Origin of the sequence: Halopseudomonas maritima (assembly GCF_021545785.1) — a bacterium.
Taxonomy (GTDB): Bacteria; Pseudomonadota; Gammaproteobacteria; order Pseudomonadales; family Pseudomonadaceae; genus Halopseudomonas; species Halopseudomonas maritima.
On sequence record NZ_CP079801.1, the window covers coordinates 2,600,001 to 2,621,955 of the forward strand.

Consider the following 21,955-nt stretch of genomic DNA (forward strand, 5'->3'; position numbering starts at 1 on the left):
CGCTGTGAAGATGCAGTGTATCCGCGGCTAGACGGAAAGACCCCGTGAACCTTTACTATAGCTTTGCACTGGACTTTGAATTTGTTTGTGTAGGATAGGTGGGAGGCTTTGAAGCGTGGACGCCAGTCTGCGTGGAGCCAACCTTGAAATACCACCCTGGCAACTTTGAGGTTCTAACTCTGGTCCGTTATCCGGATCGAGGACAGTGTATGGTGGGTAGTTTGACTGGGGCGGTCTCCTCCCAAAGAGTAACGGAGGAGTACGAAGGTGCGCTCAGCACGGTCGGAAATCGTGCGTAGAGTATAAAGGCAAAAGCGCGCTTGACTGCGAGACCAACACGTCGAGCAGGTACGAAAGTAGGTCTTAGTGATCCGGTGGTTCTGTATGGAAGGGCCATCGCTCAACGGATAAAAGGTACTCCGGGGATAACAGGCTGATACCGCCCAAGAGTTCATATCGACGGCGGTGTTTGGCACCTCGATGTCGGCTCATCACATCCTGGGGCTGAAGCCGGTCCCAAGGGTATGGCTGTTCGCCATTTAAAGTGGTACGCGAGCTGGGTTTAGAACGTCGTGAGACAGTTCGGTCCCTATCTGCCGTGGACGTTTGAGATTTGAGAGGGGCTGACCTTAGTACGAGAGGACCGGGTTGGACGAACCTCTGGTGTTCCGGTTGTGTCGCCAGACGCATTGCCGGGTAGCTACGTTCGGAAAAGATAACCGCTGAAAGCATCTAAGCGGGAAACTTGCCTCAAGATGAGATCTCACCGGGAGCTTGACTCCCCTAAAGGGCCGTCGAAGACTACGACGTTGATAGGTTGGGTGTGTAAGCGCTGTGAGGCGTTGAGCTAACCAATACTAATTGCCCGTGTGGCTTGACCATATAACACCCAAGCAATCTGGTGTTATCGAGCCAACAGAATCAAACAACTTCGCGAACTTGCGAGATTGCAAATGCCTTAGCTTCTGTCACACATCCAAGCTTTTTAAGCTGCACGCACTGCGGGCAGCAACAAATTGCTTGACGACTATAGAGCATTGGAACCACCTGATCCCATCCCGAACTCAGAAGTGAAACGATGCATCGCCGATGGTAGTGTGGGGCTTCCCCATGTGAGAGTAGGTCATCGTCAAGCACCTATACCAAACACCCTGATCAGCAATGATCAGGGTGTTTTTCTTTGTGCGCTAAAAGCCCTGCTGCGCGCTCCGTCTCGGTTTCTTGTATCTTCTTGCGTCCTGAGCGCAGCGTGACTGTCAGTCCGTTGCGCTGTTCTGGTCTTTCTGGTCTCGCTGGCTGCTAAGCTGATGGCACGACAAGGAGGAAGTATGGGGATATACGACAGATATATACTGCCCAAGCTAATTGATACCGCCTGCGGTATGGGGGATGTCATGAAGCGACGTGCGCGGCTTGTTCCTCAGGCGCATGGCGATGTTCTTGAGATAGGTATCGGAACCGGGCTGAACCTCGCTTACTACGATAAGGCGAAGGTAACTCGGGTGACGGGCGTTGACCCAGCCGCGCAAATGCAGGTTACTGCCAGACAGCGTGCCGCCGATATTGGTATACCGGTCGATATGGTTGCCGTTGATGTGCGCGGTATACACGCGGACGCCAGTCGCTTTGACACTATCGTTATGACGTTTACGCTCTGCAGTATTGCTGATCCGCTGCCGGCCCTGCAGGAGATGAAGCGCGTTCTGGCTGACGGCGGTCGTTTACTTTTTTGCGAGCATGGCCTTGCCCCGGATGTGAGTGTGCAGGGTTGGCAGCGTCGCCTCACGCCGTGGTGGAAGCCGCTCGCAGGAGGCTGCCATCTGGACCGTGATATCCCCGCGCTGATTGCTGAGGCCGGATTTGTGATTGAACAGCTGGACACCGGTTATATAAAAGGGCCACGCCCTATGACGTTCCTCTATGAAGGGGTAGCCAGCAAGTAATGCGAGCGAGCCGTAAACAAAAAGAGCGCCCGAAGGCGCTCTTTTTGTCTGGGCGTTTTGCTCTGCTCAGGCGCGGCCCCATTCGACATCCTGCAGGTGTCGCCACATGATCTTGCCGGTAGGTGACTTGGGAATGCTGTCGCTGAATGACACCATCTGCGGGCACTTGTAGGCTGCCATGTTTTCGTGACACCAGCTGATGATTTCCTGTTCTGTGGTGCTCTCCTGGCCCTTGGCCAATACCACCACCGCTTTGACTGTCTCGCCACGGCGCTCGTGGGGAGCCGAGATGACGCAAACTTCCTGGATGGCTGGATGGGCGTACATGAGCGACTCGACTTCGGCAGGCCATACCTTGAAACCAGACGCGTTGATCATGCGCTTCACACGGTCGACCAGGAAGAAGTATCCCTCCTCGTCGTAGTAGCCCAGGTCGCCGGAGCGGAAGAAGCGCTCGCCATCTACGTTGACAAACGCTTCTTCGGTGGCGTCGGGCCGATTCCAGTAGCCTTGGAATATCTGCTCGCCGCGCATGATGATTTCACCGGTTACGCCCGGCTCTACCTCTTTCAGTGTTTCCACATCGATTACCCGGGAGTCGACACCGATAAAGGGTATGCCAAGGCATTGCGCCTTGCAGGCATGCGGCGGGTTGACGTGGGTTGCTGCAATGGTCTCTGACAGGCCGTAGCCTTCCATATAGGTCAGGCCTGTTTTGTCTTTCAGTTTGGCGGCCACCGCAGCTGGCATGGCCGCACCACCGCCGCCGATACCGGTCAGCGAGCTGATGTCGTAACTGTCGATATCCGGGTCTGACAGCATGTCGACCACCATGGTTGAGATGTTGCGCCAGGTGTTGATCTTCAGTCTCTCGATCAGGGTGGCTGCAACCTTGCGGTCCCAGCGGGTCATGACCACCAGGGAGCCGCCTGCGTAGAGGGTGGAGTTCATGCACGACTGCATGCCGGTAACATGGAACATCGGCACCGATACCAGGTGTATGCAGCTGTGCTGGGTGTTTACCCAGGCAGCGCCATAGACTGTGGTTGCCATAACGCTGTGGTGGGTATGCACGCATCCCTTCGGGTTGCCGGTGGTGCCTGAGCTGTATGGAATTACGCAGAGATCCTGTGGCCCTGCTGTCAGCACGCCGGGGCGCAGGTTGGCGGCCAGGGCATCCTGCCAGCGACTGATGCCGGCGCCGCTCTCAACATGCGCGGGCTCGCTCACGGCCTCGGGAAGGGGCAGGTCGGTTGGCTCTACTACATACTCGCTGTAGGCGCTGACGATAACCTCACGCAGACTGCTCTTGCCAACATGAGGGGTAACGAACTCGCTGAGTTCCTGGGCGCACAGGGCCACCGGCGCCTGGGTGTCTTCAATCAGGTAGGCCAACTCGGCGGTGCGATTCATTGGGTTTACCGGCACCACCACGGCATTGGCGCGCAGGATGGCGAAGTAGCCGATGATGTATTGCGGGCTGTTCTGCATATACAGCAGTACGCGGTCGCCCGCCTGAACACCGGCCTGCTGCAGGTAACCGGCCAGACGCTCGGTTTCATCCTGCAACTGACGATAGCTGATGTCGCTGCCGTAGTAGTGGATGGCCGGATGGTCCGGGTAGCGCAGCGCAGAGACGGTGATGTTGTGGTACAGGTTGGTTGCCGGTAGTTCCAGCTCGCGGGGTACCTGATCCGGCCATACTGCAAAATGACGGTCAAACATGCATCCAGTCTCCTGTTGTTGTCTGCCGATGCGCTGGCTCGCCAGACTGTTGTAGTGAGTATTCCGACAGCATAGGGCAGGTGAGCGTGTTGATGAATCAAACTGCCTTGCCGTGTTGGCAGCCAATAAACAGCGCTTAGTGTGCGTGCCGCTCGCGTGGCTGGATCGGGTATCATTGCAAGTTGGGGTAAACGTCGTCGCGGAGGGCTGCGCACATGACACAGAATCAGGTAATCATCTTCGATACCACGCTGCGTGACGGGGAGCAGAGCCCCGGCGCGTCCATGACCAAGGACGAGAAGCTGCGTATTGCTCGCGCGCTGGAAAAGCTACGTGTAGACGTCATCGAGGCAGGCTTTGCGATTGCCAGCCCGGGTGACTTCGAGGCGGTCAAGCTGATTGCCGACACTATTCAGGATAGTGTCGTCTGCAGCCTGTCGCGCGCGGTGGATGCGGACATCGACCGTGCCGCCGAAGCGCTGGCCGGCGCCAACGCCGGGCGTATTCATACCTTTATCGCCACCAGCCCTATTCATATGCAGCACAAGTTGCGTCTGCCGCCGGATCAGGTGGTTGAGCAAGCAGTGCGGGCGGTCAAGCGGGCCCGTAATCTGTGCGCGGATGTGGAGTTCTCCTGCGAGGATGCGGGCCGCTCAGAGATCGATTTTCTGTGCCGCATCATTGAGGCGGCGATCGATGCCGGTGCGCGCACCATCAACATCCCTGACACCGTGGGCTACGCCATTCCCCATCAGTTTGCCGACACTATCGGTCAGATCATCCAGCGCGTGCCGAATGCCGACCAAGCGATTTTCTCGGTGCATTGTCACAACGACCTCGGGCTGGCGGTCGCCAACTCGCTGGCGGCGGTGACCGCCGGTGCGCGGCAGGTCGAGTGCACCATCAACGGCCTGGGCGAGCGAGCAGGCAACGCAGCGCTCGAAGAGATCGTGATGGCCATCAAAACCCGCAAGGATCTGCTGGGTGTGCATACCGGTATCGAGACTGAAAATATTCTGGCTGCCTCGCGACTGGTATCCGGCATTACCGGTTTTCCGGTCCAGCCAAACAAGGCCATTGTTGGCGCCAATGCCTTTGCCCATGAGTCGGGTATCCATCAGGACGGCGTGCTCAAGCACCGCGAAACCTACGAGATTATGAGCGCGCAGTCGGTCGGCTGGCACACCAACAAGCTTTCGTTGGGCAAGCTGTCCGGCCGTAATGCCTTTCGCTCGCGCCTTGAAGAGCTGGGCATCGAGCTGTCCGGTGAGGCGCTTAACGCAGCCTTTGCGCGTTTCAAGCAACTGGCTGACCGCAAGCACGAGATCTTCGACGAAGACCTGCAGGCGCTGGTGACCGATACCCTGACTGAGGTGGAGGAGCACATCCGCCTGGTCCATCTGGAGGTGACCTCTTGCATGGGTGAGGTGCCGGTGGCCTCGGTGCAGCTGAATGTCGACGGCAAGGAGCAGAGCGCGCGGGCCGAAGGGTCCGGGCCGGTTGATGCCACCTTCAAGGCGATTGAGCAGCTGATTGGTTCGGCCGCCAGCCTGCAGCTGTACTCGGTCAATGCCATCACCCAGGGCACCGACTCGCAGGGCGAGGTGACAGTACGCCTAGAAAAGGCCGGGCGTATCGTTAACGGTAATGGTGCGGACACCGATATCGTCGTCGCCTCTGCCAAGGCGTATATCAACGCGCTTAACCTGATGCGCGAGGGTGCTTATCGCGCGCACCCGCAGGCGGCGGGGGTCTGATGTACGAGGCAACCCGTCTCGCCTATCTTGAGGCGCTTGGGGTCACCAACTGGATACCGCGTGAGCCGCTGAGCGGCGTGCCGGTGCGCCCGCCTGCGTTGCTGCTGCCCGAGGCAGAGCCGCAGGCGCCGCAACCGGCCAAGCCCCAGGCGGTGCCGGCTGACTCGCCAAGCGCTGCCCCGCGCATTGAGATACCTCGCCCCGGCAAGCCCAGCGTCGCTGCGCCGGTCGCCGCCCCCGAGCCGGCTGCGGAGCCTGCGCCTCAGCCCACAGGCCCGGCCGCCGAGCCGGTTGCGCCTTTCTACCTGCAACTCTGGCAGGCTGGCCCGTGCCTGCTGCTGATCGAAGTGCCGGAGCCTGGTCTGGAAAGCGCGATGCCGGGGTTCATCCTGCTGCAGGATATTCTGCGCGCCGTACAGTTACCGAATCGCCCGGCGCTACTCGGTGACTTCCGCTGGCCGCTGAACCGTAACCCACAGCTCGACCGTAGCGCCGGCGCCGCCAGTCTTGGCTTGCAGGCATTCATGCGTGGGCGCGTCGAAGGGCTCGAACTGGTGTCACTCGGCTGCTTCGGCTCTGCCACCACCTTGCTGGTCGATGCTGACCTGGCCCAGGCCGATACCTTGCTGGGCTGCGAGGAGGCGTTTGATGACCTGCCGCCAGCCTGGTTTGCCCCTGATCTTGAGTCCCTGTTGCGGCAACCTGCGCGCAAGGCCGAGCTCTGGGCGTTGTTGCGCCGTGTGCGCGCTCGCTGGCAGGGAACGCAATGAGTGAATTGAGTTTTCGCCGCATGCAGGAGTCGGATCTGGATGCGGTGCTGGCGGTCGAGTTTGCCGCCTTCAGCCATCCCTGGACCCGTGGCATCTTCCTCGACTGCATCCAGTCTGGCCACGAGTGCTGGCTGGCGTTCAGTGGCCGCCAGCAGGTTGGCCACGGCGTGCTATCAGCTGCCGCAGGCGAGTCGCATCTGCTGAATCTGACCGTCAAGCCCGAGAGCCAGGGCAACGGTTATGGCTATGCGTTGCTCGACCACCTGATGGCGCAGGCGCGCCTGCGTGATGCGGAGGAAGCGTTTCTGGAAGTGCGAGCCTCCAATCAGACCGCTGCGCGCTTGTACGAGCGTTATGGCTTCAACGAGATTGGCCGGCGCCGCAATTATTACCCGGCCGTTGGCGGGCGCGAAGACGCGCTGGTGATGGCCTGCTCGCTGATTGACTGAGCGCAGGTACACGGGAGACCTCATGTTTTTTGCCACACGCCATGGCGCTATCTGCGGCCTGGTTATCGGCGCCCTGGCCTGGGCTGGCAACGCCCTGGTGGCGCGTGCCAGTGCCGGCCTGTTGCCGCCGGTAGGGTTGTCATTCTGGCGCTGGCTGACGGCTCTGGTCTTGATACTGCCGTTCACGCTGCCCAGCCTGATACGCCACCGCCATGTGCTCGCCGCGCACTGGCCGCGTATTGCACTGCTTGCCGCGCTGAGTATCGCCTCCTACAACACCCTGATGTACCAGGCCGCGCAAAGTACCACCGCTATCAATATCACGCTGGTCAACACCGGGCTGCCGGTCGCCGCGTTTATCTGGTCCATCCTGTTGCTGCGGCAATGGCCCACGCGACTCACCTTGGCCGGCACGCTGTTGTCCTTCAGTGGGCTACTTTTGATTCTTGGGCGCGGTGAGCCGACCCAGGTATTTGTTCAAGGAATGAATAAAGGTGATTTGATCATGGTACTGGCGGTGCTGACTTGGGGGCTTTATTCGGTGCTGCTGCAGCGCTGGCCGGTGCCGCTCCCGGGTTTCACATTGCTCGCGGCCATGTTGCTGTTTGGTGTGCCTATCCTGTTGCCTGTCTACCTGTGGGAAGTGTCGCAGGGCGCTAGCATGCCGCTGTCCGCCAGCTCGGTGGGCGCGGTGCTGTACACCGCGGTAATGGCGTCGCTGGTTGCCTATTCGGCCTGGAACAATGGAGTACGGATACTTGGGCCGGGAACAGCTTCCTTGTTCAGCTACCTGATGCCGGTATTTACGTCGCTGTTCGGTGTGCTGCTACTCGGGGAGCATTTGCATGGTTACCACCTGCTTGGCGGAAGCCTGACTTTTGCCGGCCTGTTGCTCGCCACCTGGCAGGGGCGGCAGGCATGAAGCGTCTTTGCGTGATTGCCGGAGACGGCATAGGCCCCGAGGTTGTGCCCGTCGCGGTGGATGCCCTCCAGCGTCTGCTGCCGGGGTTGCGCACCTGCGAAGCTGACGCGGGTTGGGGCTGCTTTGAGCGCACGGGCACATCGGTGCCGCAGGCGACGCTGGACCTCATGAAGAGCTGCGGCGCCGGCATCTTTGGCGCCGTGTCTTCGCCTTCCCACGCGGTTGCCGGTTACCGTAGCGCCATTCTGACCCTGCGTCAGGCGCTCGCCCTGAACTGCAACCTGCGCCCGGTACGTAGTTGGCCGGTTATCTCACCGCAGCCGAATATCGACATGCTCATCCTGCGGGAAAACAGCGAAGGGCTGTATGTCGGGCGCGAGCGCATGGACGGAGAAGGCTGCGCCCTGGCCGAGCGCCAGATTACTCGCCGGGCCAGTGAGCAGTTGGCGCAGCGCACGGCAGAGGTCGCAGCTTTGCGCAACGCCCGGCGCATTACTCTGGTACACAAAGCCAATGTGCTGCCGCTGACCTGCGGCCTGTTTCGCGACAGCGCCCGGCAGGTGCTGGCTCAGGCGGGTTGGGATGCGTGCGTTGACGAGCGCCTGGTGGATGTCGCCGCCCTGCAATTGGTCGCCTCGCCGGAGCAGTTTGATCTGATTGCCACCACCAACCTGTTTGGTGACATTCTCTCGGACCTGGCCTGCCACTGGTCCGGTGGCCTGGGCACCGCACCGTCGCTCAACTGGGGCGAAGGCATCGCACTGGCTGAACCCGTGCACGGCAGCGCCCCCGACATCGCCGGCACCGGCCGCGCCAACCCGCTGGCTGCACTGCTCAGTGCCGCTCTGCTGCTCCGTTACCACTGGCAGCTGCCAGCGCTGGCGGACCAGCTGGAAGCTGCAGTAAGTGGCTTTCTGGAGGACGCAGGCACCGTCGATTTTGGCGACCGCACAACCCGAACCATTGCCGATGGCGTGTTGGCGCGGCTTCGCTGACGCTGGCGACTAGCTAGCGGGCTGCCGTGGGCATATTGTGGGCATACGCGGAAATAAAAAAAGGCCTAGCCGAAGCTAAGCCTTTGAAAAGGTTGGTGGCTACACCGGGACTTGAACCTGGGACACCAGCATTATGAAGGGGTTGAGGTATTCCACATTAAACCTCGTATCTTGCTGTTTTATAAAGGCTTACTCTTGCTTCGCCTCGCTATTCCTTAAAGCTCACCTTTCTATAGTCTGCATTCAGGGCTATTATAAGTGCACTTTTAATGGTGCCTTTAAGGGTGCTTTGTGAGGTGCTTAATGGCTTTTCAAATTCTAGCGGAGGTTGCCGCGTCCGTTACTGATCTGAAGCGGGATCCAATGGGTACCCTGCGTGAGGGCCACGGCAAGCCCGTCGTCATTCTCAACCGTAATGAACCTGCCTTCTACGCTGTACCGGCCAAGCTCTATGAAGCCATGCTGGAGCAGTTGGATGACATAAAGCTGGAAGAACTGGTGCGTTCTCGCATGGGTGAACCAACCGTTGCTGTTGATATCGACGACCTGATTGCAGACGCGGGCGGCGCGGGTGTCTGATTTCAGCCTTGAATTCAACCAAAAGGCTTTGAAGGAATGGCATAAGCTGGATGCCACCATTCGGCTGCAGTTTGCCCGCAAGCTGAAAGAGCGTATGCAGGCGCCGCATGTGGAAGCAGACAGACTGAGAAGCCTGCCGGACTGCTACAAGATCAAATTGCGGTCTGCCGGTTATCGTCTGGTCTATCAGGTGATCGACCAGCGTTTGGTCATCACTGTGATCGCTGTAGGCAAGCGGGAGCGGTCTGCGGTATACGGTGATGCAGAGAAGCGTCTTCGCTAGCGCTTCTGCCTGCCCCATGCCCGCATATGAATGAATAGCTTCACCGCCTTGTTTCGCCTGATTGCGTTATCCTCGATCTAACGATGTGTTGACACTCCCTCGTTATGCCTTGCTACTCCGTCAGTCGTTTGGGAGACAGGTCCATTTTTATCTACTTTACCTGAAGCCAAAGAAGCGTTAGCGTTACTGAGAAGTAATGGCTAACGGACAGCATGCATTAGGAGGTAGGGATGACCTTTTTTGGCGTACAGTCAAAGTGCTTGGTGTGCCCTTATTTTGGGGCGTTTGATACGGGCATTAAGCTCTTCCTTCCTGCAGTCAGTCGTATCTTCTGCGATTTTCTTGCGATTCTCTATTCTTTATTTCCTCAATATTTATGTTCGAAGCTCCCCTCTAGGGTCGAACTTTGGAGGGCTTGTGTCTGAAAAATATACTGCGGTGAATGGCTTCATTGTTGTTGATGAGGATTGGGGTTGTGCGTTTGAGCAACTAAGTGCGTCTCCTGAGTTTCCGGAAATAAAGCTATGTCATGTCTCTGTGTCAGACGTAAGAAAAATGGCAGGAAAGCTCTCCCAGCAGGTGCTTGATACTTCATGGATGACAGGTTTGGATTACGGAGCGCAGCAGGCTTATGAGTACACTGTAAATGAAACAGCGGGCATGCTTTCCCAAGTTTTTAAGCAGGCTAATCCGGATGACCCTGTGTCTGCCGAATTTGGCGAGATGATGGTGTCTATGGGGGCTGGACGTGGATTGAATCAAATTTATAACCATATCCAGTTGCCTATTTCAGAGCTATGGAAATTTCAAATTAAAGGGAATGAAGGTTTCGACTTTCATACAGTATGCCCTAGTGAATTATTGAATTTTGGTGAGGCGAAATATTCAGGATCTAAAAATCCTCATGGTTTGGCGATGTCTCAGATTAAGGATTTTTTGGATCAGGAAAAGTACATTAGAGATTATATTCATCTGTTGCACATCGCTCCGGAAGGAAATAGTGTTGATAATTTGACTCAAAGGGTATTTGGGGTCGTAGCTGCATTCTCTATTAATTCAGATAATTATGCCTCAATTCTAGAGAATGCACTGAAAACAGCAGTGGGGCTTTTTAATGACTCACAGGCGTCCGCTGTTTATGTTGTAGGGGTTAGCTGTGAAGACAATTGAGATATCAGCCAGTAATTCTCCGTTCTCTGATCTGATGGGTATATTGGAGGAGCTTCATGAGACGGGGCCTGTCTCGTCTGATATATTAGAAACTCTAGGAATGTATAAGTTTTATCATCCAGAAACCTTTCGGCGTTTAGAGTCTAGGATAATTTCGGCACTGGGGCTTTTCTACAAGGTGCGCGATCCGTCTGATCTTTACTCATTCATTCTTGGCGCTATCGGCAGAGATCATCAGTATAAGTACGGCGCCCTGCTTACGCCAGTTCAAGCAAGCGTCCGGCGCGCAGTAGAGAACATGAAGTTTGTTTCCATCTCGGCGCCTACTAGTGCGGGTAAATCTTATTCGATTCGCGATTTTATCGCTGAGCAAACTGGCGATGCGGTCGTTGTTGTGCCTTCTAGGGCGTTAATTGCAGAGTATGTCGCCGTGATGAAAGAAAAATTTTCAGGCGACAAAACAGTAATGATTTCTGCTTTCGTTGATAACGTTTTTACTAGCAGGCATCCTAGGCGCATATTTGTCTTAACACCTGAACGAGCTCGGGATTTATTTTCTGCCGACTTGAGTTTGGATATACGGGTATTCTTCTTCGATGAGGCACAGATATCCGAGGAACCCGAAAGAGGTGTTATTTTCGACGTGCTAGTGCGAAGGGTTAAGGTTGGGTTTCCAGAAGCAAAGCTGATTTTTGCTCATCCTTTTGTATGTGCTGATACGGTATTCACCTGACAGTTGACCACTGTCAGGGGTGGTGGTCATACGGCCTCGAACCGGGTTATGAAACGGGTACCCCTACCTGTCCATAACCTGGAGAAGCACGCATGACCACCGAGGAGAAAATAGCACGACGTAAGCTCAGCCTGCTGGACTTGGCGCAAGAGCTACGCAACGTCAGCAAGGCCTGCAAGGTGATGGGATACAGCCGCCAGCAGTTCTACGAGATCCGCAGGAATTACCAGACCTACGGGTCATCTGGCCTGCTGGATAAGCTGCCGGGCTGCAAAGGTGCGCATCCTAACCGGGTGTCGCCCGAGATTGAGCAAGCCATTCTGGACTACAGCTTACAACGCCCTACCCATGGCCCACTGCGGGTATCACAAGAACTGGCCCTGCGCGGCATCACAGTTAGCTCAGGCGGCGTTCGAGGCGTCTGGAGCAGGCATGACTTGCTGTCCAAGCATGACCGTTTGTTGCGACTGGAACGAGAGCAGAAGGATCGTGCCCTGGAGCTCAGCGATGAGCAGATTCGCCTGCTGGAACGCTTTAGCCCTGAGTTCCGGGAGCGGCAGATTGAGGTGCATCACACCGGCGAACTGGTTGCGATAGACACGTTCTTTGTCGGCACGCTCAAAGGCGTCGGCAAGGTGTATCTGCAAACTGTTATCGACTGCTTCAGCCGTTTTGCTTTTGGCAGGCTGTACACGAGCAAGATGCCGGTCACTGCGGTTCATGTCTTGAATAACGATGTGCTGCCGTTTTTCGAGCAGCACGCCGTGAGGGTAGAAACCGTGCTGTCGGATAACGGCCGCGAATACTGCGGCAGGCCGGATAACCATCCCTTCGAACTGTTCCTTCAGCTCGAAGGGATCGAGCACCGAACCACGCGTGTTCGACGTCCGCAGAGCAATGGATTTGTGGAGCGACTACACCGCACGCTGCTGGATGAGCACTTCCGCGTGGCAGGGCGTACGACGTGGTATGAGAGCGTTGAACAGATGCAGGAGGACTTCGATAAGTACCTGCACCACTACAACTACGAGCGGCCCCACCAGGGTCGGATGATGAACGGGAGAACGCCAAGCCAAGCGTTCATCGAAGGTATTGTTGAGCAGCCAGAACCGGCCACGGAGGACGCTGTTTAACTCAGCCCCGGAACGGGGCCGGTGTCAGGTGAATACTTGATCTGTACATTTTGTAGAAAATCCCGAAGCTCAACTTAAGAAGCATAGTATTCAAGAAGACGATGCATACGCAAGAGCTTACACTTATGGAACTGTAGGTAAGATCTGTGTTTTTCATCATAAACTTAGCGGTAAAGATTATGTGTTTTCCCCTTATGTTGTTGGTGGGCACACAGTAAGAAAGTCCAAGGAGTTAGTTGGTGGGTTTGAGAAGTTCGCTTTCGAGTCAGGTCTTTCCATATTGATGTATGTCTCTAAGGCCTCAATATATAACGGAAAGTTTTTAGATGATTTGATGTGGTTTATTGATGGTTTGGATGAGGTGGAAGATCAGCATGCTTTAGATATAATCGATGAAGTCGAGCATCTGGTTGGTGCAGACGAGGAAGGCCATAATTCTTTAATGGTCGGCCTTCTCCGTAAAGGTGTTGTCATTCATCATGGCTCTGTCCCGCTTGAAGTAAGGTTTCTTGTCGAAGATTTTATTCGTGGTGGTTTTGCTAGGATTTGCTTTGCAACTAGTACGCTTGCTCAAGGCGTTAATATGCCGTTTGATATCGTTTGGTTGGAAAATATGAGATTCCAGGGCGAAGGCGATGGTGAGCGTTCGCTTTCATTTAAAAACCTTATAGGAAGGGCGGGTCGCCTTTCTTCTGAAGAGAAGTTTGATTATGGATTTGTTTATACCAAAAATCCGAAGTTGTTTTCAAGGCGAATAAATGATGTTTATTTTTTGAAGGAGATGTCGCTTGTAGATTCTCCTGAGGATTGTCCTCCTGATTCTCGTGAGCTGGTTGACTCGATTCGCGATGGTACCTTTAATGATGAGCTGCATATTCCTCAAAGTAAGGCTGATCGGCTGCGTGATAATAGTGTCATAAAGGCGGCATTTGATATCTTGGAAATTTTTTATGCAAATGGCGGTGATGTTCGTTCTAATATTAGGGGTGAACATAACCGTGATCGACGGGAGGCCGTGAAATATAATCTCAGGTTGATATTTGAAGCGTCGATTGGTCGTCCGCTTCTGTATGGTGAGCAGGCTGTATTTGATAATGCGATTAGTATATTTTTGCAGCTTATTCAGGGTGCTTCGTTTCGTGAAAATGTTGGTTTAAGGTATAGCAGGATAACTAAGCGTGATGAGGGGCGGGCCGGATTTGCTCAATTTACTCAAGGTGCAAGCAAGCTTCCGAATAGTAAGCTAGAAAATAGATTTTCTCTTTTTGACCAAGTGCTTGCGCGCAATGTGAGTTACGATGCAGTTGTATATGATACTTATGACTACCTGGATCAGGTTATCTCTTTTTCACTTTCTGATGTTTTTATAGCTGCATTTAAGATATACCAACAGGTGTCGGGCGATGCTCGTGCGCAGAAGGTGATAGAACTCCTTCGATTCGGTACAAATGACTCGATGAATATGCTTCTTATACGCTATGGTTTTTCCTCTGAGCAGATTGCCGAAATTACGCCTTATATTCGCTATGTTAACGAGAGCGATATTGTGTTCAAGGAGACTGTCGCGGAAGCGCCGTTATATATAAAGAAAATTGTTGAGTGGTATTTGCCGTGATGTTCCGTTTGTGAATTTTGAGAAGGGCGTCTAGGCGTCCTTTCTTCTCTGCTCCGTTGCAAGAGCCTGCAGAGCAGCGTTTCATCTGTTCACTGTTTATTTCGTCTTGCGGTTTCGCGTTCGTGCAGAGACTGGATGTATGAGTCTAGATCTTTCTGTTTAGCGTCTTCCTGTTCGTACGCTGCGGTTTTGTTAGCCTGTTCCGATCTAACTTCTGCGCTTTTTTCCTCTGTCCATGACTTCATACCGTTCACGCTAGCTAACACGGTCACGATCCCGGCCGCGCCCATCGCTACCTTCCATATTATTCGCTCTAGCTCGTTCATCCTGCCGTCTCTTCCTTGAGCTTTGCCCTACTTCAACTTTTCCTTGTCTTTGCGTGAAAACCAGCGCTGTCCGGCTTTTCGTGTGATCGCTATCCCGCGCTTTGATTGGTCAAGTTTCGGTTGGCCTCGTCGTATTCCGGGCTTGTCTGGCCGCAGTCTGGTGCAACTTCGCCTGTGATCAGCCAGAGGGCGTATTGGGGAAAGAGTTGCGCCACCGCTTCTATTTCTGCGTCGGTAAGGCGCGCTTTGCCGTTACGGACGTTCCCCCAACGGTAGCGGTCAATTCCCGTCTTCTTTTCGAACCAAACGCTAGTCCTTTCGCTGTTGAAAAGACTTATAAGGCGCTCTTTTATCATAACGAAATATTATACTAAGTATATTGTACTTAGTAATTCCTGTGCCATAATTGGTTCAACGTAGTAAATATTACTAAGTCGGTTTCTCGATCAATTATAGGTGGTTTCCATGGAACAGTCAGGCGTATTGGGGTTGAAGGTAGATGGCGAGGTTACCGTGGAGGTAATTCGCAATGTCCCGTTCTGCACTCACGAAGCTCTGGCCCAAATGGTCGGCGTCTCCGATGACACCGCTCGGGGCTGGGTTGAGATGGGCACCATCCCGACCGCCAAGATTGGCCGCCGCCGTGTGGTGAACCTCGCTCGCATCATGTCTGACCTGTCCCGTGGCAAAACAATTTTTTGCTCCGGCGATTACAGCGACGAGTGAGGGCAGGGCGATGAACAGCCTCCAGCGCTACAAACCCAAGCACGAACCCGGTTGCGATTGCTCCGTTTGCTGGACCCACCAGTTCTGCAACGAAATGCATGCCCGCAACGATGCCCGGCAAAAGCGTTGCCATGAAATCCTGAACAACCCGTTTCAGGCCCGCTTCCCGCGGACCTGGAGCAACTGCTCCTTGAGCGTGGCGCCCCGGGTAACGGTCGTTTATTCAGCTCCTGCCGGTCAGCGTTCCGCAGCGTCTATGAGAGGGCAGGGCTATACACTTCCGGCCAACTGACGCACATTCTCCGGCACGCCTTCGCTAGTCACGACATGATGCAGGGCGGGAACATTCTGGCGCTGCAGCGGATTCTTGGTCATGGGGATATCAAGATGACCATGCGCTACTCGCACCTGTCGCCGGGTCACTTTGCCAGTGTGCTGACGCATTCGTCATTGGCGTTGATTGGCGGTGGTGACCAGTCGAGTGGGCTATGAGAATATTTGCTATAATTTCACGGTCCCGAAAGAGGTGTGCTCGATGACCAAACCGTCACTGAAAGCCAAAAAAGCCTACGCAGCAAAAAGCCGCCAGTCCAACTATGTGGCTAGCCTGCGCCTTGAAGGCTTTGCCGTTTCTCGTTCGGATGCAGATCGCAAACTGCCTACCCGAGAGGCTGCGCTTAACCAGCTTCGTGCAAGCCAGGCTTGATGGTCGATAAATACGGCACAGGCCAAGACCCTTACTGTTACCCAGGCTCTACTGTTCTTCGCAACAATTTCGACCTTCATGACGATGAAGCGTTGGAAGGCGCTGAACGCACGATGTCAGAAATCGCTGCCAGCGAAATAGAGTTTGACCTTCCCCCCTACGATCTAGCGTATCTCCGAGAAATTCACCGCAAGCTATTCCGTCAGACGTATGACTGGGCGGGCAAGCTTCGGAGTATCGCCATTTCGAAAGGAGACACGCATTTTTGTACTGCAAGCCGCATTGAACCTGAAGCCAACAAGCTATTTAGCCAGGCTGCCCAAGTGAATTGGTTCGAGGGGCTGGCCCGGCGTGAGTTGGTGCAGCAGGTTGCCGAGTTCTACGGTGATCTGAACATGCTTCACCCTTTCCGCGATGGCAATGGCAGGGCGCAGCGTATTTTGTTTGAGCACCTGATTATCAACGCCGGCTATGAAATCAGCTGGTGGGCGGTAGAGCCGGACGAATGGACCCGCGCAAACATCGCTGCGGTAGCGTGTGACTACCAACCCCTGATCGACATTTTTGAGCGCTGCATTGGTCAGAAGATCGCCTGATCAGCGGGACAAGATAGGGGCACTGAGGGGACACTACAGGAATAAAAAAAGGCCTAGCCGAAGCTAAGCCTTTGAAAAGGTTGGTGGCTACACCGGGACTTGAACCTGGGACACCAGCATTATGAATGCTGTGCTCTAACCAACTGAGCTATGTAGCCATCCGAGGCGCGCATTATTCATTTTGGCGGATACCTTGTCAAGCCTGTCGCGCGATTTTTTTAGCTGCCATTTCAATTGCTTAACCGGGCGCTACTGGCTATCGAGGTGCAGCGGGATGCTGATGCTGTCGGCGCCGCTACTGTCCTGTGTCGATACGTCGATCAGGTAGAGGCGCTGTGCGTCCAGGCCGCCGCGCTCTACCAGGTATGCCTTGATCTCTGCGGCGCGGGCTTGGGCCAGGCGTCGTAGCATCAGCGCGTTGCTGCTCCAGTTGTCCAGCACGGCTTGCTGCATCAGCGGGGCGCGCTTGTCGCTATCCAGCTCTGCCCATTCGGGCGGCGGCTGGCGTTTCAGGCGGCTGCGGTAGATGCCCTCAAGCAGCGCCGGCTTGTCGTCATCCTCCACTGTCAGCTCGCTCGGGTTGGCCGGTACCTTTGCGCCGCTGCGCTGCAGCGATTGGTACAGCAGCTGTTGATACTCTTCTTCCAGGCGGGCGGCGGCGAGTGGTGGACCGTCTTCCTTGATGGTGCTTCGTCCCTCAATTTCCAAGGTCAGGGAAGGGCGCTCCTGCAGAGCGGTGGCGAGGGTGTCGAGGGTGCCTTGCGCGCTGCCGTCCAGCGCTGTCTGGCCGGGGGCAAAGCTGATCTGGCTCAGGTCCTGGTCATCGCCTGAAACCAGTCCGGCGATAAATTTGAAGGGGGCCTGGGTGGCGCGCAGCAGCAGATTGCGTAGGGTCTGCCAGACGATCGGCATGACGCTGAATTCGGGATTGTCCAGGTTGCCGGACACGGGCAGCGATAAGTCGATGTTGCCCTTGGTGTCTTTGAGCAGCGCCACGGCCAGGCGCACGGGCAGGTCGACGGCGTCGGGGCTGTCGACTTTCTCGCCCAGTTGCAGGCCTTCGAGCAGCACCTTGTTTTCGGCATTCAGCTGGCCCTGCTCGATGCGGTAGCGCAGGTCGAGGTTGAGGCGTCCCTTGCGGATGCGGTAGCCGGCAAACTTGCCGGAGTAGGGCGTGAGGGTTGTTAACTCGACATTGCGAAAACGTGTGGCGATGTCGAGGCTGTTGAGCGGGTCAAAAGGTGTGAGTTCGCCTTTGATGGTTACCGGGGCGTAGCGATCCACGCGGCCTTCGATATCTACACTGGCGACCTGCTGCCGCTGGTTGTCGATGGTGCCGATGTTGCCATTAAGCTGGCCCAGGGCGGTGGCGAAGTTCGGCGTCAGGCTGAAGTCGGCGAAGTTGGCGGAGCCGTTGGTAATGCGGATGCCGCCAATGCGCAGGGCCATTGGTGGCTTGTTCGCCGCAGGAGCCTGTTGTGCTGCGCGATTCGGCTGTTTGACCAGCAGGTCGCTGAAGTTGGTGGTGAGGTTTTCGTTGATGATGAAGCGAACGTAGGGCTGTTGCAGGGTTATGCGCTCAATACCAAGGCTGGCGCCTTGGTAGTCGATACCGGCAACCTGAATGCTCTGCCACTTGAGCAGATCGCGTTTGCGTGCGGAGTCTACAACGTGCAGCTGGTTGACGTTGGCATCGCCGGTAACGCCGATATCAAGCGGTGATGCGCTGCGCAGTTGCAGGTTCAGATCGCTGTCGAGCAGGCCGCTGCGCAGTTGGATTTGAACCAGGGGCTCGACGTAGGAGCGGGCGAGTTGCAGGTTGATGTCGCGGGTTTTGATGGCGAACGTCGCTGCGATAGGTTGCAGGCTGACCTCGCCGCTGGCGCTTACGTGGCCGTCCCCGTTCACGCCAGTGTCTACGGTCAATGTGAAGGGGGCTGCCGCGGCGCTGTCAAAATTGTTTAGGGTGAGGTTGAACGGCGCCAGTTCCAGGTCGACATCTCTTTCAGGGAGGCGGTCCTGCAGGTGTAGGTGGTAGCCGATTAGCTCGGCGTTTGCCAGCTGCAGCTGCCAGGCTTTAGTGGGTTGCTCTGGTTGCTCTGGTTGCTCTGGTTGCTCTGGTTGCTCTGCACGCGCGTCGTTTTCGTCAATTGCCCTGCTTTCTGCATTACGCTCTGGCGGCTGCTGGGTGCTCGCACTAGCAGTCGTGCTCACGGCCGTCGGCTGGGTGGTGTTGGTTGGTGCAGGTATCAGGCTGAGGAGGTCGATCTGGCCATCCTCGGTGCGTGCTGCCCAGGCTTCCAGCCCTTCACTCTGCACGCTCCCCAGCCGGGCCAGGCGGTCGGTAAGGTCGAGTGAGCCGTCGCTGATATCCAGTGATGGGATGCGCAGCAGCGGGTTTTCACCGTTGTCGATAATCAGCTCGCGCAGCTTGAGGCCGGCATTGCTCAGGCGCACGTCGGTGCCGGCGGAAAGGTCGACATGATAGTCGGTGCTGGCACTGACAGCGCCGCTGCGCAGCAATAGCGGCAAGCGCTCTTGCACGTAAGGCCAGACGGTATTCAGCTCGGCGGCACGCAGGCTGACACGGCCGCTGGAGCGTAGCGGTATCAGGCTGAGCTCGCCTTGCCAATCCAGAGTCGCGCCATAGGGGCCAGTGGCGGCCAGTGTCATTGCACCACTGTTGTCGGGCAGGGTGCTCAGGTTCTGCAGTTCGACCGACAGGTCGTCATAGGCGAATTCGACTGGCTCCGACGGACGCAGGTCTTCGAAGTGGAAGCTGTTCTTGATCAGTGCGATGCGGTCGAGCAGCAGCGGGAAGGGTTGGGCGTTAGGGTCTTTCTCTTTGGGCTCAGACGGTGGCAGCTCGAATAGCTGCATGAGGTTCAGTTGGCCTTCTGCGTTGAAACGCGCGTCGACGTGGGCGCGTTCCAGTTCTATGTCGGAGAGGTGCAGCGCGCCACGCCAGAGGCTATCGATTTGCAGGTTCGCGTAGGCGCGACGAAATGCGACCTGTGGCTCGTCTTCTTCGCCAATGCGCAGGTTCCACAGCGTCAGCTCCATGCTGAACGGGTTGAATTCAACCCGTTCCAGTTTGGCAGGGACGGTTGCCAGTCGGCTCAGTTGTTGGTTGGCTACATGCAGAACGATGGCTGGCAGCAGCAGGGCGCCAATCAGGCTGTAGGCAAATGCGATGGTCAACACAGAGACCAGCAGGGACTTCTTCCTTAAATGCATGGAGATCTCGCAGCAGCTTGGAGCACCGGACAAGTATGGCACGGGAATCGCGCGGATGCGGCGCCCCAGGCTGGCGGCAAGCAGCAGACGTGAACGGGCGGGCTGGTCTGCCCCGGTAGCTTGATCTACAAGGGCAGCGTTCCCGCGATTGAGAGGCGTCGTCTACTGGACTTGTGCAGGTTGCGTGCTGTTGCCTGGTTGGGTGGTGTGCTCTCGAAACCACTCGATCGCCAGCTGTGCCAGGCGCTCGGGGCGTTCCAGTGGGATCCAGTGGCCGGTGTTTTCGATGCGCTGATAGGCCCAGCTGTTGTTGACGAAGTGCTCGGAGTCGAGCATCTGTTCTTCGGTCAGGTAGGCGTCGTTGCTGCTCCAGACGCCGAGGGTTGGGCATTGCACCGACCCCCATTCGCCAAAAACGGCGTTGCGCAGGTTCTCGCGATACCAGTTTAACGCCGCAGTCAGGCGTCCAGGGCGAGACATCAAGCGCAGGGTGTCATCGCCATGTTCGCTGTCGCCGAGCCAGCGCCGTAAGCCGCCAGCGCGCAACAGGTACCACTCGCAGAGGCCGCGGAGTTGGAAGCCGAGAACATACAGGCCCTTGCCGAGCTTTTGTTTTACGCCGGCGCGGCCGTAGCTTTTTGGGTGTCCGACTGAAACGGCGACCAACGCCTGTACCCGTTCCGGGTGCTGCAGGGCCAGGGCCCAGGCAATGGCCGAACCCCAGTCGTGGCCCATCAGGCAGACTGGCTGTCGGACTCCCAGTGCATCGAGGATTGCCGTTGCGTCGGCGACGATCTCATCAATGCGGTAGCTGGCGCTGTCTGCGGGCGCGTCGGTTTCACCGTAACCGCGCTGATCATAGGTGATGACGCGAAACCCGGCTGCCAGCAGCTGGGGCGTCATCGCCTGCCAGAGTTCCAGAGAGTCGGGGAAGCCGTGTAGCAGCAGTAGCGGAGTTCCTGCGCCTTGATCGAGCACGCGGAAGTTCAGGCCTCGTGTGTTGATCGTCTGGAAAGCGGGCTGGGTTGGTTGCTGGCTCATGTGTCCTGTCTCACCTTGCTTATTGTTATTGGAGGGCGCGTTGCTGGCCGATGCCTGGTGGCGCTTGCGAATGCCGGCTTATTCTTGAGCAATTGTGGGGGCTTGTGTCGTCATTTTCGGATGGAATAACTGCAATTACGGACACAGTATAGGCGGGAGGGCGAGAGGGGCCGAATGCTGGTGCGAGGGGAGTGTTCGGATGTCTACCCCGGCGGCGCCGGGGTAGACAGTACAGTAGCGCTGTTTAGACGTTAAGTAGGAAGTCTGTGTGTTAGGGTTAGGATATTCAGGGCTTATCTTGATTTCCATAAATTTTGTACCCGGTTTTATGGCTTTGTCCTTGGTTGGCCTATCTGAAAACGAGTAGGCTCAATCCTCATCGAAATCGCCGTGCTGCCTCGCTATCTCTCGCACCCTCTCGGTCATCTTGTTGAGGGCTTCTTGGCCCTTCTGGGTTTTCTTGCGACGTTTCTCTATCTGGACAATCATCCCTGATGCTGTTGTGTAGGTGATCGACTGCTGCTCCTGACTACTTGAAGAACCACTTGGGTCTAAGACCGGTGACCGAGCAGTGTCAGTCGCGAGTTTTGACTGCTCCGTGTTCGCTGGCTCTTCAGATGCTGGCGGTATAAAAGCTTGGCTTTCGTGCTGGCTGTTGGGTTGGATCATGGTCTTGACGCCTAGCTGCTCGGCAGTCTTTTGTAGATCACCACGCTCCCCTGCTAGCGGCTTTGGTCCGTTGCCCGCCCGAAGTTTCGCATAGGGATTTTTCATTAGCTGCTGCAAATACGCGCCTTCATCCACTCCCTTTGATGTTGCAAGCGCTGCCAGCATCTCTGCTGTCTCTGGGTCAAGTACAATTGAGCGAGCCCCCAAAGCCTTCATGGCGCGCCTTTTATTTTGCATGGCCCAAGCCTTCTTCATGCTCGCCAAGAGCTTCCCGTACTCTTCTTCAAACTCTGCGTTTTGGCCGAAGTCTGCCTCAATAGCCTCTCCGATGCTCAGCAACTCATCGAACCTGTAGTCCCCGTGCTTTGGTGCCCTAAAGTAGCTCTTGGCATTGTCGATGCGATTCTGCAAGTAGTTGACCGCCCATTGGTGTTGCTCTCGGTCTTTCGGGTCGAGCCAGGACAGTAGCGTATCGTTATTGGTGTTTTTGCGTCTCATTTTATCCTCAAGCATGCTCGCCACAGTTCCCTGTTCCTGCCTACTCGCCACAGTGGCGCCACTGTGGCAAGGCTAATAGAAT

At 56.1% G+C, this 21,955-nt stretch carries 20 protein-coding genes, 1 tRNA gene, 2 rRNA genes and 1 pseudogene (1 of these 24 running past the window's edge); 18 read left to right on the plus strand and 6 right to left on the minus strand.

Annotated features, from left to right (window positions below; all coding sequences use genetic code 11):
- From HV822_RS11950 to HV822_RS11960, 3 genes are all read left to right on the plus strand, one after another.
- Positions 1-882: ribosomal RNA gene (locus HV822_RS11950) — 23S ribosomal RNA — on the plus strand (it extends 2,007 nt beyond the left edge of the window).
- 137 nt (positions 883-1,019) lie between these two features.
- Positions 1,020-1,135 (plus strand): 5S ribosomal RNA (gene rrf, locus HV822_RS11955).
- A 193-nt stretch (positions 1,136-1,328) separates the two neighbouring features.
- The gene (locus tag HV822_RS11960) at positions 1,329-1,943 is read left to right on the plus strand and encodes a class I SAM-dependent methyltransferase (protein ID WP_238870277.1); all 615 of its coding nucleotides are present in this window, start codon (positions 1,329-1,331) and stop codon (positions 1,941-1,943) included.
- 66 nt (positions 1,944-2,009) lie between these two features.
- On the opposite strand, the gene HV822_RS11965 is transcribed toward HV822_RS11960, so the two are convergent.
- A complete protein-coding gene (locus HV822_RS11965; protein WP_238870279.1) occupies positions 2,010-3,668 on the minus strand; it encodes a long-chain-fatty-acid--CoA ligase in 1,659 nt (552 codons plus the stop codon).
- A gap of 215 nt (positions 3,669-3,883) precedes the next feature.
- On the opposite strand from HV822_RS11965, the gene HV822_RS11970 reads away from it, so the two are divergent.
- The 11 genes from HV822_RS11970 to HV822_RS12020 all read left to right on the plus strand — a co-directional run bounded on the left by HV822_RS11970 (position 3,884) and on the right by HV822_RS12020 (position 14,074).
- Positions 3,884-5,425 carry a 2-isopropylmalate synthase gene (locus HV822_RS11970; RefSeq protein ID WP_238870281.1) on the plus strand — a complete coding sequence of 514 codons (1,542 nt, stop codon included), beginning with the start codon at positions 3,884-3,886 and terminating at the stop codon, positions 5,423-5,425.
- Entirely contained in the window at positions 5,425-6,195 is a 771-nt protein-coding gene (locus tag HV822_RS11975) for an energy transducer TonB (protein WP_238870283.1), read from the plus strand. The genes HV822_RS11970 and HV822_RS11975 overlap by 1 nt, the downstream gene beginning before the upstream one ends.
- On the plus strand, positions 6,192-6,644 hold the full coding sequence (rimI, locus tag HV822_RS11980; protein WP_238870285.1) for a ribosomal protein S18-alanine N-acetyltransferase: 453 nt from the start codon (positions 6,192-6,194) through the stop codon (positions 6,642-6,644). Before HV822_RS11975 ends, rimI begins: the two co-directional genes overlap by 4 nt.
- 22 nt (positions 6,645-6,666) lie before the next feature.
- Entirely contained in the window at positions 6,667-7,566 is a 900-nt protein-coding gene (locus tag HV822_RS11985; protein ID WP_238870287.1) for a DMT family transporter, read from the plus strand.
- The gene (locus tag HV822_RS11990) at positions 7,563-8,561 is read left to right on the plus strand and encodes an isocitrate/isopropylmalate family dehydrogenase (protein ID WP_238870289.1); all 999 of its coding nucleotides are present in this window, start codon (positions 7,563-7,565) and stop codon (positions 8,559-8,561) included. Before HV822_RS11985 ends, HV822_RS11990 begins: the two co-directional genes overlap by 4 nt.
- Positions 8,562-8,864: 303 nt before the next feature.
- Positions 8,865-9,140, plus strand: a complete 276-nt coding sequence (locus tag HV822_RS11995; RefSeq protein ID WP_238870290.1) for a type II toxin-antitoxin system Phd/YefM family antitoxin — start codon at positions 8,865-8,867, stop codon at positions 9,138-9,140.
- Positions 9,133-9,423 carry a type II toxin-antitoxin system RelE family toxin gene (locus HV822_RS12000; RefSeq protein ID WP_238870292.1) on the plus strand — a complete coding sequence of 97 codons (291 nt, stop codon included), beginning with the start codon at positions 9,133-9,135 and terminating at the stop codon, positions 9,421-9,423. Before HV822_RS11995 ends, HV822_RS12000 begins: the two co-directional genes overlap by 8 nt.
- Before the next feature lie 417 nt (positions 9,424-9,840).
- Positions 9,841-10,593, plus strand: a complete 753-nt coding sequence (locus HV822_RS12005) for a hypothetical protein (RefSeq protein ID WP_238870294.1) — start codon at positions 9,841-9,843, stop codon at positions 10,591-10,593.
- Positions 10,580-11,326 (plus strand): DEAD/DEAH box helicase, encoded by a 747-nt coding sequence (locus HV822_RS12010; RefSeq protein WP_238870296.1) that lies wholly within the window; start codon positions 10,580-10,582, stop codon positions 11,324-11,326. The genes HV822_RS12005 and HV822_RS12010 overlap by 14 nt, the downstream gene beginning before the upstream one ends.
- Before the next feature lie 92 nt (positions 11,327-11,418).
- Positions 11,419-12,459, plus strand: a complete 1,041-nt coding sequence (locus tag HV822_RS12015) for an IS481 family transposase (RefSeq protein WP_238870298.1) — start codon at positions 11,419-11,421, stop codon at positions 12,457-12,459.
- A 181-nt stretch (positions 12,460-12,640) separates the two neighbouring features.
- Positions 12,641-14,074: a helicase C-terminal domain-containing protein gene (locus HV822_RS12020; protein ID WP_238870300.1), complete on the plus strand. Its 1,434-nt coding sequence runs from the start codon at positions 12,641-12,643 to the stop codon at positions 14,072-14,074.
- Between the two features lie 415 nt (positions 14,075-14,489).
- Here HV822_RS12020 and HV822_RS12025 read toward each other — a convergent pair whose 3' ends face one another.
- A complete protein-coding gene (locus HV822_RS12025; RefSeq protein WP_238870302.1) occupies positions 14,490-14,756 on the minus strand; it encodes a DNA-binding protein in 267 nt (88 codons plus the stop codon).
- A gap of 109 nt (positions 14,757-14,865) precedes the next feature.
- On the opposite strand from HV822_RS12025, the gene HV822_RS12030 reads away from it, so the two are divergent.
- The 4 genes and pseudogenes from HV822_RS12030 (at position 14,866) to HV822_RS12045 (ending at position 16,428) form a co-directional block, all read left to right on the plus strand.
- Positions 14,866-15,126, plus strand: coding sequence for a helix-turn-helix domain-containing protein (locus HV822_RS12030; protein ID WP_238870304.1), 261 nt, complete (start codon positions 14,866-14,868; stop codon positions 15,124-15,126).
- A gap of 144 nt (positions 15,127-15,270) precedes the next feature.
- A pseudogene (locus HV822_RS12035) lies at positions 15,271-15,618 on the plus strand (tyrosine-type recombinase/integrase); the annotation flags it as partial.
- A 43-nt stretch (positions 15,619-15,661) separates the two neighbouring features.
- Positions 15,662-15,832, plus strand: a complete 171-nt coding sequence (locus HV822_RS12040; RefSeq protein WP_238870305.1) for a YhfG family protein — start codon at positions 15,662-15,664, stop codon at positions 15,830-15,832.
- Positions 15,832-16,428: a putative adenosine monophosphate-protein transferase Fic gene (locus HV822_RS12045; RefSeq protein ID WP_238870307.1), complete on the plus strand. Its 597-nt coding sequence runs from the start codon at positions 15,832-15,834 to the stop codon at positions 16,426-16,428. Before HV822_RS12040 ends, HV822_RS12045 begins: the two co-directional genes overlap by 1 nt.
- Positions 16,429-16,509: 81 nt before the next feature.
- On the opposite strand, the gene HV822_RS12050 is transcribed toward HV822_RS12045, so the two are convergent.
- From HV822_RS12050 to HV822_RS12065, 4 genes are all read right to left on the minus strand, one after another.
- A tRNA-Met gene (locus HV822_RS12050) sits at positions 16,510-16,586 on the minus strand.
- Positions 16,587-16,677: 91 nt separating this feature from the next.
- Positions 16,678-19,665: a DUF748 domain-containing protein gene (locus HV822_RS12055; protein WP_238870309.1), complete on the minus strand. Its 2,988-nt coding sequence runs from the start codon at positions 19,663-19,665 to the stop codon at positions 16,678-16,680.
- A 162-nt stretch (positions 19,666-19,827) separates the two neighbouring features.
- Positions 19,828-20,706: an alpha/beta fold hydrolase gene (locus HV822_RS12060; RefSeq protein WP_238870311.1), complete on the minus strand. Its 879-nt coding sequence runs from the start codon at positions 20,704-20,706 to the stop codon at positions 19,828-19,830.
- A 369-nt stretch (positions 20,707-21,075) separates the two neighbouring features.
- A complete protein-coding gene (locus tag HV822_RS12065) occupies positions 21,076-21,888 on the minus strand; it encodes a hypothetical protein (protein ID WP_238870313.1) in 813 nt (270 codons plus the stop codon).
- Between the last annotated feature and the right edge of the window lie 67 nt (positions 21,889-21,955).